The organism is Micromonospora sp. CNZ322 (assembly GCF_007827755.1).
Map to the genome: position 1 here is coordinate 746,007 of NZ_VITD01000001.1, position 12,934 is coordinate 758,940.

Here is a 12,934-nt window from a genome sequence, read left to right on the forward strand (position 1 = left end):
ATGGCCTACGCCGTGCACTTCGCCGCCACCATGCTGGCCTGCTATCTGACCGCCCAGGTGTTGGCCCGCTCCACCTGGACGTGGCGCAGCCCCCGGGTGGCGATCATCTGCTGGCAGGCCGTCGGGCTGGCGTTGGGCCTCTCGGCGATGGGCCTGCCGATGGCGCTCGGGTTGAGCGCGTACGGCCGGCCGACCGGTAGCGCACTGCTCGCCCTGGCCAACGACCTCGCCCACGGCGCCCTGCCGATCGGGGTGGGCACGTTCCACCTGGCCGGCGTCGGCGTGGGCTTCGGCATCGGGGCGGTGCTGGTCACGACGACAGTGCGCAGCATCCACGGCACCGTACGCGCCCAGCGTCGCCACCGGGACCTGCTCTCCCTGGTCGCCCGGAACGACCCGGCCGCGCCGGGAGCGCTGGTGCTGGATCATCCGAGCGCCGCCGCGTACTGCCTGCCGGGCGTGAAGCCGCAGGTGGTGGTCAGCGCCGGCACCCTGAGCCTGCTGGACCGGGCCGAGCTGGCCGCGGTTCTCAGCCACGAGCGTGCGCACGCCCACGAGCGGCACGACCTGGTGCTGCTGCCGTTCACCGCGCTGTGCCGGGCGCTGCCGTGGTTCGGCTGGGTGCGCGACGCGCACGAGCGGGTCGCCCTGCTGGTCGAGATGCGGGCCGACGACAAGGCCCGTGAGTTGCACGCCGAGGCTCCGCTGGCGGGTGCGCTGCGCCGGTTCGCCGCCGCCGGGCACCGGATCACCCCCGCCGGCGCGCTCGGCATGGGCGACCGGGATCTCGACGTACGGGTGCAGCGCCTGCTGGTCAGCGACCGGCCGCCCCGGGTTCTCGGTGCCACCGCCCTCGCGGTCGCCACCACCCTGGTCGCCCTCCCGGTCACCCTCTTCCTGAGCTGACGCCAACAAGGCGCCACCGAGCCCACCCCGCAGACCCGCGCGGAGGGCGCTGCCCCGCGCCCCCGGCCCCCCTCGCTAGATCGCACCCGATCCAGGATCGACTGGCATCCCCGGGCCGCGAGACCACTACATCCAGGATCGAGCGCGATCTCCCGGATTTACTACGCGCCGTAGTAGGGTTGCCTACGACAGGGCGTAGTAGTTCCTACCAGTAGGCAAACTACGTGTAGGGTGGCTACGACAAGGCAGCCAACGCCATGGAGGGCTGGTCATGGACACCCTGCTCCTCGCCCGCCTGCAGTTCGCCACCACCACCTCGATCCATTTCCTGTTCGTGGTCGTCACGCTCGGGCTGGTCACCCTGCTGGTCGGCATGCAGACCGCCTGGGTGCTCACCGGCAACCCGAAGTGGGAGCGACTGACCCGCTACTGGGGCCAGCTCTACGTGATCAACTACGTGCTCGGCATCGCCACCGGGATCGTGATGGAGTTCCAGTTCGGGCTGAACTGGAGCGGCCTGTCGCGCTACGTCGGCAACGTCTTCGGCGCACCGCTGGCCATCGAGACGCTTGTGGCGTTCTTCCTGGAGTCCACGTTCCTCGGGATGTGGATCTTTGGCTGGCACCGGCTCGGCAAGGGCGTCCACCTCGCGTTGCTCTGGGGCGTGGCGATCACCGCGTACGCCTCGGCGTTCTGGATCATGGTGGCCAACTCCTGGCTCCAGAATCCGGTCGGCTACGAGGTCCGCGACGGGATCGCCCACCTCACGGACTTCGGCGCGCTGCTCACCAACCCCAGCCTCGGCATGGCCTTCGGGCACGTCGTCTCGGCGGCGCTGCTGGTCGGCGGGATGCTGATGGCGGCGGTCAGCGCCGGGCACCTGATCCGGCGTACCCCGGATTTCGCGCTCTTCCGCACCTCGCTGCGGATCGGCCTGGTCACCGCAGCACTGGCCATCACGATGGTGCAGGGCTTCGGTTTCGCCCAGTTCGGCCCAGTGGGCGCGGTGCAGCCGACCAAGTTCGGCGGCGACGGCCCGGAGAGCCAGGCGCTGATCGCCGAGTGGACCACGCGGTTCGGCCCCGGCGACTACACCCCGCCGGTGCTGGCCAGCGTCGGGTTGGGCTTCATGATCCTGATCGGTTTCACCCTCGGCTGCGTATGGCTCCTGCTGCCCCTGCTCTTCCGGGACTGGGTCATCCGACTGCGCTTCCCGCTCTGGCTGATCCTGCTCGCCCTGCCGCTGCCGTTCATCGCGGTGATCCTCGGCTGGATCTCCCGGGAGGTCGGCCGTCAACCCTGGGTGGCGTACGGGCTGCTCCCCACCGAGCAGGCCGTCTCCCCGGTCAGCGCACCGCTGATGCTCGCCTCGCTGATCGGGTTCAGCCTGCTGCTGGGCACCCTCGCCGTCACCAACTGGGTGCTGCTCGCCCGGCACGCCAGGCGCGGTGCGGCCGACCCGGCGCTCGGCCGCCCGCCGGCACCGCCCAGCGAGCCGGCCCACCCCGAACCCGCCCTCCTCTGAGGAGTAGACAGTGGACCTCGCCTGGTACGCCCTGCTCGGCCTCTTCTTCGCCAGCTACCTGGTGCTCGCCGGCTACGACTACGGCGTCGGGCTGCTGCTCGCCCGCGGCGTCGGCCCGGCCGGGCGGCGGGAGGCGCTCACCGCGCTCGGCCCGTTCTTCCTCGGCAACGAGGTCTGGCTGGTGGCCGCCGTGGGCATCCTCTTCGGCGCGTTCCCCCTCCTGGAGGGCGAGTTGCTCGCCGGCTGCTATCCGGTCGTCGCCGGTGCCCTGGTCGGCGTCATCCTGGTCACCGTCGGCGTACAGCTACGCAGCCGACCCGACGACGAACGGATCCGGGCCCGCTGGGACCGCGTCGTGGTGATCGGCAGCGCCCTCGCCGCGCTGGGCTGGGGTGCGCTGCTCGCCGCGCTGTTGCAGGGCGTACCCCTCCAGGCCGACGGGCACGTCGCCGGGGTGACACACCTGGCCACCCCGTTCGCGGCCGCCGCCGGGCTGGCCATGGTCACCCTGGTCGCGGTGCACGGGGCGACCTTCCTCACAGTGCGACTGTCGGCCGAGGCCGCCGCCGTGGTCGGCCGTACGGCCCGCCGGCTGGTGCCGGTGGCGCTCACAGCTGTCGCCCTGGCCACAGTCGTGGGCCTGCTCTCCGCCCGGGTACGCGACGCCGTGCAGCGGCCGGCGGTGGCCGTACTCCTGCCGGTGCTGCTCGTGGCGGCGCTGCTGGCGGCCCGCGCGGCGCTGACCCGGCAGCGGCCTGGGTGGGCTCTGGTCGCCACCGGCGCGGCCCTGGCGCTGCCGGTGCTGCTGGTCGGAGCCGCTCTCTGGCCCTACGTGCTGGTGTCCACGACCGATCCGGACGCCTCGCTGCGGGTGGCCGACGCCGCCGCCAGCGCGCCGACACTGCGGCTGCTGGGCTGGGTGGCGCTGCCGCTACTTCCGGCCCTACTAGGCTTCCAGGCGATGTGCTGGTGGGTTTTCCGAGGACGGACCGACGGTAGGGCACCGGTGTACTGGTGAGCCGCCGTCCGTTCGACCCGCGTCTGCTGCGCCGGGTCCCTGCGGCCCGGGGCGATCTTGCTGTGCTCGCGCTCCTGGGGGTGCTGGCCGCCGGGTTGATCGTGGCGCAGGCCACCGCGCTCGCGTCGCTGCTGGCCACCGCGATCGACGGTCGGCTGGATCGACCGGCACTGGCCGGCTTCGTGGTCGCGGTGGCCGCCCGCTCGGCAGTGGTCTGGGCGCAGGGCACGGTCTCGGCGCGGGTCGCCGCCACGGTCAAGGCCACGCTGCGGGCCGAGCTGCTCGGCGCGGTGGGCCGGCACGGGCCCGGGTGGGTGGCCGGGCAGCGGGCCGGTGAGATCGCCACCCTGGCCGGGCGTGGGTTGGACGCGTTGGACGCGTACTTCACCGGGTACCTGCCGCAACTGGTGCTCAGCGTGACGGTGCCCCTGGCGGTTCTGGCCCGGGTCGTCTTCGCCGACTGGAGTTCGGCGGTGATCATCGCGGTGACCCTGCCGCTGATCCCGGTCTTCGGTGCGCTGCTCGGCTGGCAGGCGCAGGCCGCCACCGAGCGGCAGTGGCGGCGGCTCGCGCTGCTCGGCGGGCACTTCCTCGACATGGTCGCCGGGCTGCCCACGCTGCGCGCGTTCGGGCGGGCCCGGGCGCAGACCGACGTGGTGCGCCGGATGGCCGACGGTCACCGCGTCGCCACCATGAAGACGCTGCGGATCGCGTTCCTCTCCGCGCTGGTCCTCGAGTTGGTCGCCACCCTCTCGGTGGCGCTGGTCGCGGTACCGGTCGGCATCCGCCTGCTCGGCGGCGGGCTGGCCCTGCAGACCGCGCTGCTGGTGCTGCTGCTGACCCCGGAGGCGTACCTACCGCTACGGGCCGCCGGTAGCCGCTTCCACGCCAGCATGGAGGGGCTGGCCGCGCTGGACGAGGCGTTGACGGTCTCCGCCGCACCCACCGCGCCCCGGGCCGCCGAGGGTGCCTCCGTCCCCAACGCTCGGGCCGAGATCCGGTTCGAGGGCGTGACAGTGGCGTACGAGCGGACCACCGCCCTGCGCGACGTGACACTGACCATCCGGCCCGGTGAACGGATCGCCATCATCGGGCCCAGCGGCGCCGGCAAGAGCACGCTACTCGGCCTGCTGCTGGGCTTCGTGGCGCCGACCAGCGGCCGGATCACGGTGGACGGGGTCGACCTCGCCACCGCCGACCCGGACGCCTGGCGCCGGCAGCTCGCCTGGGTGCCGCAGCGGGCGCACCTCTTCGCCGCCTCGCTGGCTGACAACATCCGCCTCGGCGCGCCGGACACCACTGCCGACGTACTCACCGCCGCGGTGCACGACGCCGCCCTGGACGACGTGGTGGCCGGCCTGCCCGACGGCCTGGACACCCTGCTCGGTGAACGCGGTCACGGGCTGTCCAGTGGGCAGCGGCAGCGGGTGGCGCTGGCCCGGGCGTTCCTGCGCGCCGCCCCGGTGGTGCTGCTCGACGAACCCACCGCCCGACTCGACACGGCGGCCGAGGCGGTGGTGCTCGACGCCACCCGTCGCCTGGTCGCCGGGCGGACGGCGCTGCTGGTCGCGCACCGACCGGCGTTGCTGGCCGACGCCGACCGGATCCTGCGCATCGAGGACGGTCGGGTCACCGAGTTGACGCCCGCACCGACCGGAAAGGCCGCCCGATGACCGCCGAACACGGGCCGGTGGTGGCCGACGCGGCACCGGCCGGGCGGGCCGCCGCCGAGCGGGCAGTGCTGCGACTGGCCCGGCCGTACCTGGGCCGCCTGGTCGGAGCCGGGCTGCTGGCGGCCGCCACCGAGTTCGCCGGGCTGGCCCTGATGGCCACCGCCACCTGGCTGCTGATGAGCGCCGCCGGTCAGCCTCCACTGGACCGCCTCACCGTGGCGATCGTCGCGGTCCGGGCGCTGGCGATCAGCCGGGGCGTGTTCCGCTACACCGAACGGCTCGCCGGGCACGACGCGGTGCTCCGCATGATCACCGACGTCCGGGCCCGGGTCTTCGCCACCCTGGCGGCCCGCCGTGGCACGGCGCACCGCTCGGGGGACGTGCTGAGCCGACTGGTCTCCGACGTGGAGGCCGTCCAGGACCTGTTGCTGCGGGTGCTGGTGCCCGCCTCGGCGGCGGCAGTGGTCGGTGTGTCGGCGGTCGCCGTGGCAGCGCTGATCTCACCACCGGCCGCCGGCGCGCTCGCCGTCGGGCTGCTGGTCGCCGGTGTGGCGCTGCCCGCGTTGGCCACCGCGGTCACCCGCCGCAGCGCGGCCGAGGTGGCCCCCCTGCGGGGTGCGCTGGCCACCGACGCGATCGACCTCACCCACGGCGCGGCCGACCTGGCCGCGTTCGGGGCGACCGACGTCACGCTGCGCGCCGCCGAGCAGCGCGCCCACCGGCTGGCCCGGTTGGAACGTCAGCTCGCCGCCACCGGGTTCGCGGTGGACGCGGCCGGAGTGCTGGCCGCCGGCGTGACCGCCGCAGCGGTGGTGCTGGTCGCGCTCGCCGCGGACGTGCCGGGGGTGCTGGTGGGCGTCCTGGCCGTCGGCACACTGGCCGCCGTCGAGGTGACGCTGGCGTTGGTAGCGGCGGCCCGGCAGTGGACCCAGCTGCGGCCCGGCCTGACCCGGGTGGCCGACCTGCTCGACACCGACCCGCCGACCGCGCCGCCGGCGACCGGTGCAGCGGATCTGACCGGCCCGCACGAGCTGCGCTTCGTGGACGTGACGGTGCGGTACCGGGCCGGTGCGGCGCCCGCCCTGGACGGGGTCAGCCTGGACCTGCCGGCGGGACGCCGGATCGCTGTCGTCGGCCCGAGCGGCGCCGGCAAGAGCACCCTGGCCGCTGTGCTGACCGGCACCGTCCGGCCCGCGTCCGGCCGGGTCACATTGGACGGTCACGACCTCTCGGCGTACGCCGAGGAGGCGCTGCCGCGCGCGGTCGGCGGGCTGCTGGCCGAGGCGTACGTCTTCCATGCCACGGTGCGGGAGAACCTGTTGCTCGGGCGGGCCGGAGCGGGCGAGGAGGAGCTGACCGCGGCCACCGCCGCCGCCGGCCTGCTGGACTGGGTCCGCGCTCAGCCGGCTGGCTGGGACACGCTGGTCGGTGAGGAGGGCGGGCAACTCTCCGGCGGGCAGCGGCAGCGGCTGGCGCTCGCCCGGGCCCTGCTCGCCGCGCCGCCGGTGCTGGTGCTCGACGAGCCCACCGAAGGTCTGGACCCGACCGCCGCGGACGCGGTGCTCGCGTCCGCCCTCGCCGCCACCCCCGCCGGGCACTCGGTGCTGCTGATCAGCCACCGGCTCAGCGGGCTGGCCGAGCTGGACGAGATCGTGGTCCTGGACGGCGGGCGAGTGATCCAGCGCGGTCGGCACGCCGAGTTGGTAACGGCCCCGGGCTGGTACCGGGACCAGTGGCTGCTCCAGGCTGCTGCCGAGCGGGGTTACCTGGCGCTCGCCCCCTGACCCGACTCGGGGGCGGACCAGGGTTCTCCCGGACGTCGACCGACCGGAGTCCGTGGCACTGTGGTGCCATGGGGCGCGGTGAGGACGTGATGGTCGACGAGCACCTGCGGGAGCTGGCCGCTCGACTGCAGGGGCCGGCGCGGCTCAAGTCCGACCTGCTGACCGAGGCCCGGCACGGGTTGCTGGACGCCGTCGAGGCGTACCGCGAGAGCGGGGTGCCCCCCACCGAGGCGCAGCGCCGGGCGGTGGTGGAGTTCGGCTCACCGGCGCAGTTGCTCCCATCCTGGCAGGCCGAGCTGGCGGTGGGCGCCCTGCGTGGGCTCTCTCTGCGGATGTTGGCGATCGCCGGGGTGGGGGTGGTCGCCGGTGATCTGACCTGGCGGGGGTCGAGTTGGAGTGGCGGGCCGCCCCCTCCGGCCGGCTACCAGTTGCTCGCCGCTTCGGTCGACTGGATCTGGATGAGTGCGCTGCTGCTCGCGGTGGCCGGTCTGCTGGTGGTCTGGGCGAGCGCGCGGGCGTCCCGGCCGGGCCTGGCTCTGGCCCAGCGCGCGGTGGGCGCCGGCCTGACCGGCGTCCTGGTCCTCGGCATAGTGGCCGGCAGCGCACTCTTCACCTGGTCACTCAACCTCTGGGACGCGGCGGCGCACTGGCCCCCGATGATGATCGGGGCGGTGTTGGTGGGCGGCGGGTATTTTTCGCTGACCCGCGCGGCGCGCGGCTGGCTGCTGGCCACCACCCGCTGATCGGCGGCGGATCCGAGCGGATCAGGCCGGGGTGGGCGGGCTGCCAGGATCGAGGAACCGGCCGACGGTCAGTTGGAACTCGCGCCAGCCGGCCCGCTCCCCGGCCAGCGCCCGCCGGCCGGAGTCGGTGAGCTGGTACGTCCGCCGTTCCCGGCCGCTGACAGTGCTCCAGGTGCTCGCCACGTGGCCGGCGCGTTCCAGGCGACGGAGTGCCGGATAGATGGTGCCGGTGGGCAGATCCAGACTGCCGTCACTGCGGGCGCGCAGCGCCTCGATGATCGCGTAGCCGTGCAGCGCGCCCTGTTCGAGCACGGCGAGCAGGAGAGCGTCGAGATGGCCGTGCAGCGCCTGGGCCTTCATACGTAGCTACGCTACTTGTCGAACCGCCGCTTCGCCAGCGGTGACGACCAGCAGGTCGGACCCGTGCGCCAACCGGCCACCGGGGTGCGGGCATCGGTCACCCAGGGCTGCCGACTAGGGTATGTGCCCAGAGTCACTCGCCGGTCAGAGACCCCGGTGGGTGGGCAACCCGAAGCACACGGAGGTCAGCGTGGCCCGCCAGTCGCCCCAACGGCCCGACGCCGACGAGCCCGAGCTCGACGACACCACCGGCGCGGCCGAGCCAGACGAGACCGAGCGCGCGTCGGCGTCGACCGACCGCTCACTCTGGGACGAGCTGCGCATCGACCCAGTGGAGATCGCCCTGCCCGCCGGCACCGGCTTCACGCTCCGGGCGTACCGACCGGCCAGCTCGCTGACTCCCACCGACGTGACCGAGCGCGACCAGGACGACCCGTTCCTCGCCCGCCGCCAGGCGATCGAAGAGGAGGAGGACGACGAGACCGTCGTCATCCTCGACGAGGAGCTGGCCCAGGAGTTCGCCGACGAGGACGACGAGTCGACGCGCCGCCGGGACAGCGCCGCCACCGAGACCGACGACGAGTCGGACGAGGCCGTCACGGACGAGGCGGACGACGAGGAGGTGCCGGTCTTCCTCAGCCACCGAGGCAAGCTGCTGCTGTTCAAGACCCCCGAGTCGCTTGTCAGTTTCATCCGATCCGGTGCGCCAAACGATCTGTCCCAACTGGACAGCTGGAATGAATTGTCCGAACGGGTGGAGCCGGCAGATATCGCTCCGCTCGACGAGGACACCTACGAGCTCGACCTGGTCGTGGAGAACCTGCGCGGCGGGCACGACACGTGGGATTCGACCCTGCTGATCGAGGCGGGCGAGGCCGCGCGTGACCTCTCGTACGCATTGCGGCTGCCTGCGGTACTCGACATGCTCTCCGCCGGCTCCAGCCTCGACGACCTGGACGAGGCGCTGCGTGGCACCGCCAACGGTGGGATCGGCGCGTTCATGGCTCGGCGACGGCTGAAGAAGATCGGGGCGCAGACCGCAAGTTTGGGTTGGCGCACCATTGTCGGCAAGATCTCTGCGGTGGTGGACTGGCGCGACTGACCCGTACCGGGGAGCATCAGTTGCTGGCAGAGGAAAGACCTGTCCCGGGAGGAGGACGACGCCGTGGCGCTCGTGCGCGTTTACTGCGGTCTGGCCTCGGCGGATCCGGCTGACCGACCGGCCTCCGCCGGTTCGACGCTGACGTCCGCTGTGGTCGACGACGCAGGCCGTCTGCTGCATGTCTGCGAGATCAGCGATGACGCCGCTGGCTACGCCCAGCTCGTCGCGCTGCTCGTGGAGCGGTCGGGCGGGCCGAGCGGTGCGGCCATCGCCGCCGACAGCGACGACCACACGGTCACCTCGCTGCTGAGCGCGGCGGGGCGACCCCTGGCGATCGCCGACGACGACTCGGTGGACGACTTCGCCGAGCGGTTCGCCGACGACGACTCCCTTGAGGAGATGCAGTCACCTCCGGCCGAACGGCGGGCGGTCGGCCTCGCCCGCGCGTTGCAGGCGGGGGCGCTCTCCGCCGTCACCCTGCCGGCGCCCCGGGACCTCGCCGGTTACAAGCAGGTGCTCTCCGCGCACGCCGCGCTGGCCAGTGGCCGACACTCCGCCGCCGTGGCGCTGCGCGAGGTTCTGCGTGAGCTCTACCCGGCGGCCCTGCGCGCATACCCGGACCCGGCCGAGCCGGTCTCCCTGGCCGTGCTGGACGCGCTGCCCGAGCCGGGCATGCTCGGCGGCACCGTGGCCCGGGGCCGCGAGGTGTCGGTCGCGGCGGATGCCATCGCCGCGCACCTCGCCGCCGACGGGGTCGCCGATGCCGAGGAGATCAACGAGGCGGTCACCGCCCTGCGGGTCGCCATCTCCGAGACACCCCGACGTGCTGCGGTCAACCGGGCGCTCACGTCCGCGGTGGCCGAGACGGTCCGCCAGGCCGTCGCCTCCGTACGGGCCTGCGACGCCGGCTGTGAGGCGCTGGTCAGCGCGCTCAGCTCACGGGTCAGCACGCCTGTCCAGGCACCCGGCCGCCGGGCCGCGGCCCGCCGTGGCGAGTCCGTCGGCGAGTTGACCGGCCTGGCCGGCACCAACGCCGGGTTGACCGGCCTGGCCGGCACCAACGCCGGGTTGCGGTCGGTCCGACCCACCCCGCCAGCCGCCGACCCGGCACCCGCTGTCGGGCGGCGCAGCCGTCCCGAGCCGGTCCCCGGTAACGCGCCGTTGGCGTCGCCCCGCCCGCTCGGGCCACCGCCGGTCGCCCCCGCGCCGGTCACGCCGCCGCCGGTCGCACCCGCGCCGATGACTCCGGCGGCGATGGCTGGTCCGCCGGCGTCCACGCTGCCCAGTCGCAGCGAGCCGCTTCCCAGCCGGATCGACGGCCCGACCAACCGGCCCGTCTCCTCGCCGCCGCCTCCGCCGCCCGGGATCACCCCGATCGCGCCGGCGCAGCGCGGCATGGTGCCGCCGGCCGAGGCCGGTGAGCCGTTCCGGCCGACGCTGACCACTGCCGCGATCAACAACGCGCGGGCCGAGCGGCAGCGGACTGTCATTCCGCCCCGCCCCAAGACCAACGGCGAGCCCCGGCCGAGCCACCTGCAACGTCCGGTCGACGAGGCACCCACCGGCGGGTTCAGCGCCACCGATCTCAGCATTCCGGTGCCGACCCCCCGACCGGGTCAGGAGGCCCCGCCGCCCGGCTCCCGTGCCAACTGGCCACTGGTCAACAACCCGGAAGACCCGTCCGACAGCTCACCGAACAACCCGGTGGCCTACTCGTACGGCGGCAGCCGCGGTGTCGACGCCCCGACCGACCCGGGTCGGGCCGACGGTCGGGTCACCCCGCCGTGGTTGGCGGACGACCTGCCACCGGAGCCGCCGATGCTGCGGCTGGTGGAGCCGCCGCCGCTGGCCGACCGGGCGCTGCGCGAGGGGCTCAGCCCTCCCGCGGACCAGCACCTGGAGACGCCACCGCTGCGCCTGGTCGACCGCGAGCAGGCCGCTCGCAACGGTCGGGCGGCCGCCCGCACCGAGCGCCCCGCCGAGCACCGGCCGTCGCCCCCGGTCGAGCACCGGCCACCGCCGATGGAGCACCGGCCGCCGCCGGTCGCCGACGAGGGCGACGGCGATCTGCTGATCTTCGCGCAGGCCAAGTCGGCCTGGTTCGTGGGGCAGCCCGAGGAGTCCGACCTGGACTGGTCGACCACGGCCGACACCGGCTGGCAGGCCGCGGAGCAGGCCGCCCGCCCGGCGGTGGGCGCCGAGACCAACGCCGGGCTGCCGAAGCGCGTGCCGCAGGCCAACCTGGTGCCGGGTTCGCCTCTGCGCGAGGAGCGCCCATTGCGCATAGTGCGTGATGCGGCAAGCCTCGCGGAGAACACGACCGGCTACTTCCGTGGCTGGCGTCGCGGCCAGGAGATCGGCGGTTTCGCGGTGGGTGGCCGGCCCGGTCGCGAGGCTGCCGGCGGCTGGGACTTCAGCCGCGACCACGGGGACCGCGACGACGACCGGGAGTACGAGTACCGCTCGGCGGGCTACCAGTCCTGATCCCCTTCTCACACGCGGAAGCGCCCCCAGCCAGCTGGCTGGGGGCGCTTCCGCGTTAGCAGGGTGATCCCCCCGGGCACGCAGAAGCCGCCTCGCGAGGACCGTGGGTGGGCCTGTGCCCCGGGAAGGGGCCGACAGCTTCCAGGTCGTCAGGAGGCGGCTTGGCGGCGCGCTGGCTCGTCTGAGCGACGAACCAGCGCGGAGGCACGCACCGGGGCGGCTGGCAGCGCCCGGTGGCGGCCGGAGCCACCACCGGGGCGTGCAGCGTCCCGATCAGGCCGGGGCGACGGCGCGCGTACGGCGCATGGTCAGCACGTACTCGACCAGCGAGATCAGCACGTGCTTCGTCGACTCCCGGTTACGGGCGTCGCAGGCCACCACCGGCACGTCGCTCGAGATCGCCAAGGCGTCCCGGACGTCCTGCGGGTCGTGGTATTGCATCCCGTCGAAGCAGTTGATCGCCACCAGGTACGGCAGGCGTCGGTGCTCGAAGAAGTCGATCGCCGCGAAGCAGTCGGCCAGCCGGCGGGTGTCCACCAGCACGACCGCACCGATCGCACCCCGCACCAGTTCGTCCCACATGAACCAGAAACGGGTCTGACCCGGCGTACCGAACAGGTACAGAATCAGGTCACGGTCGATCGAGATCCGGCCGAAGTCCATGGCCACCGTGGTCGTCGTCTTGCCCGGCACCTGCCGGGTGTCGTCGACGCCCACGCCAGCGGAGGTCATGATGGCCTCGGTGGTCAGCGGCGTGATCTCCGAGACCGAGCCGACCAGCGTCGTCTTACCGACGCCGAATCCACCGGCGATAACGATCTTCGCCGACGTCACGCGGCCGCTCGGGTTCGGCGGGCGGTGCGACATGTCAGAGCCTGCGAAGTCCACTCAGCACCCTCTCCAGCAGTTCAGTGCCCACCGCGTCGTCGGAGTCGTCCAAAATGGTCGGCTCGTGGACCGCGACCAGGCCGTCCGTCGCCATGTCGGCGATGAGCACCCGGGCCACACCGAGCGGGAGCTGCATCCGCGCCGCGATCTCCGCGAGCGATTGCACGCGTCCGTCACACAGCGCGGCGATGTACTGGTGTTCGCGGCCCTGGCCACCGTTGCCATTGGCAAGGGCCCGGCCGCGCACCGTCGTCTCGACGAGCGCCTCCAGCGCGATGTCGAGCCGGGGACGGGTGCGACCACGGGTCACGGCGTATGGACGGACCAACGCTCCGGTTGGTTCGTCACGATCGGCCATCTCGCCGCTCACCTCCTTCGCACCCGTTACCGGCTCCCACCGGTGAAACCCGTCGTTGTCGTTTTTGCAGTCGTGCCGACCTCACGATCGGCG

11 protein-coding genes are annotated in these 12,934 nt (G+C 73.4%); 8 read left to right on the forward strand and 3 right to left on the reverse strand.

The annotated features are described in order from the left end of the window. The 6 genes from FB453_RS03415 to FB453_RS03440 all read left to right on the forward strand — a co-directional run bounded on the left by FB453_RS03415 (nucleotide 1) and on the right by FB453_RS03440 (nucleotide 7,649). Nucleotides 1-906 (forward strand): M56 family metallopeptidase, encoded by a 906-nt coding sequence (locus FB453_RS03415; protein ID WP_112588227.1) that lies wholly within the window; start codon nucleotides 1-3, stop codon nucleotides 904-906. Nucleotides 907-1,177: 271 nt separating this feature from the next. Next, complete coding sequence (locus tag FB453_RS03420; RefSeq protein ID WP_145787397.1) at nucleotides 1,178-2,431, forward strand: cytochrome ubiquinol oxidase subunit I; 1,254 nt, start codon at nucleotides 1,178-1,180, stop codon at nucleotides 2,429-2,431. Nucleotides 2,432-2,441: 10 nt separating this feature from the next. Further along, nucleotides 2,442-3,449, forward strand: coding sequence for a cytochrome d ubiquinol oxidase subunit II (locus FB453_RS03425; protein ID WP_145787400.1), 1,008 nt, complete (start codon nucleotides 2,442-2,444; stop codon nucleotides 3,447-3,449). Further along, nucleotides 3,446-5,122: a thiol reductant ABC exporter subunit CydD gene (gene cydD / locus FB453_RS03430; protein WP_145787403.1), complete on the forward strand. Its 1,677-nt coding sequence runs from the start codon at nucleotides 3,446-3,448 to the stop codon at nucleotides 5,120-5,122. The genes FB453_RS03425 and cydD overlap by 4 nt, the downstream gene beginning before the upstream one ends. Next, the gene (gene cydC, locus FB453_RS03435) at nucleotides 5,119-6,906 is read left to right on the forward strand and encodes a thiol reductant ABC exporter subunit CydC (RefSeq protein WP_145787405.1); all 1,788 of its coding nucleotides are present in this window, start codon (nucleotides 5,119-5,121) and stop codon (nucleotides 6,904-6,906) included. Before cydD ends, cydC begins: the two co-directional genes overlap by 4 nt. Before the next feature lie 68 nt (nucleotides 6,907-6,974). Beyond that, nucleotides 6,975-7,649: a permease prefix domain 1-containing protein gene (locus FB453_RS03440; protein WP_145787407.1), complete on the forward strand. Its 675-nt coding sequence runs from the start codon at nucleotides 6,975-6,977 to the stop codon at nucleotides 7,647-7,649. A gap of 21 nt (nucleotides 7,650-7,670) precedes the next feature. Here the strand turns inward: FB453_RS03440 and FB453_RS03445 are convergent, their stop codons facing one another. Then, nucleotides 7,671-8,009 (reverse strand): PadR family transcriptional regulator, encoded by a 339-nt coding sequence (locus FB453_RS03445; protein ID WP_091394524.1) that lies wholly within the window; start codon nucleotides 8,007-8,009, stop codon nucleotides 7,671-7,673. Nucleotides 8,010-8,169: 160 nt separating this feature from the next. Between FB453_RS03445 and FB453_RS03450 the strand changes: the two genes are divergently transcribed. Together FB453_RS03450 and FB453_RS03455 are read left to right on the forward strand one after the other, a co-directional pair. Next, entirely contained in the window at nucleotides 8,170-9,111 is a 942-nt protein-coding gene (locus FB453_RS03450) for a DNA primase (RefSeq protein ID WP_112588239.1), read from the forward strand. 39 nt (nucleotides 9,112-9,150) lie between these two features. Then, nucleotides 9,151-11,595: a transposase gene (locus FB453_RS03455; RefSeq protein WP_145787410.1), complete on the forward strand. Its 2,445-nt coding sequence runs from the start codon at nucleotides 9,151-9,153 to the stop codon at nucleotides 11,593-11,595. Between the two features lie 273 nt (nucleotides 11,596-11,868). On the opposite strand, the gene FB453_RS03460 is transcribed toward FB453_RS03455, so the two are convergent. Then, on the reverse strand, nucleotides 11,869-12,462 hold the full coding sequence (locus tag FB453_RS03460; protein WP_007455465.1) for a GTP-binding protein: 594 nt from the start codon (nucleotides 12,460-12,462) through the stop codon (nucleotides 11,869-11,871). Nucleotide 12,463: 1 nt separating this feature from the next. Beyond that, nucleotides 12,464-12,841, reverse strand: a complete 378-nt coding sequence (locus FB453_RS03465; protein WP_091397239.1) for a DUF742 domain-containing protein — start codon at nucleotides 12,839-12,841, stop codon at nucleotides 12,464-12,466. Nucleotides 12,842-12,934 lie beyond the last annotated feature (93 nt).

Excerpts from the sequence above, each read along its gene's own strand:
- FB453_RS03465 (WP_091397239.1), bottom strand. The coding sequence starts at position 12,841 with ATGGCCGATCGTGACGAACCAACCGGAGCGTTGGTCCGTCCATACGCC.
- FB453_RS03420 (WP_145787397.1), top strand. The coding sequence starts at position 1,178 with ATGGACACCCTGCTCCTCGCCCGCCTGCAGTTCGCCACCACCACCTCG.
- FB453_RS03460 (WP_007455465.1), bottom strand. The coding sequence starts at position 12,462 with ATGTCGCACCGCCCGCCGAACCCGAGCGGCCGCGTGACGTCGGCGAAG.
- FB453_RS03445 (WP_091394524.1), bottom strand. The coding sequence starts at position 8,009 with ATGAAGGCCCAGGCGCTGCACGGCCATCTCGACGCTCTCCTGCTCGCC.
- FB453_RS03440 (WP_145787407.1), top strand. The coding sequence starts at position 6,975 with ATGGGGCGCGGTGAGGACGTGATGGTCGACGAGCACCTGCGGGAGCTG.
- FB453_RS03415 (WP_112588227.1), top strand. The coding sequence starts at position 1 with ATGGCCTACGCCGTGCACTTCGCCGCCACCATGCTGGCCTGCTATCTG.
- cydC (WP_145787405.1), top strand. The coding sequence starts at position 5,119 with ATGACCGCCGAACACGGGCCGGTGGTGGCCGACGCGGCACCGGCCGGG.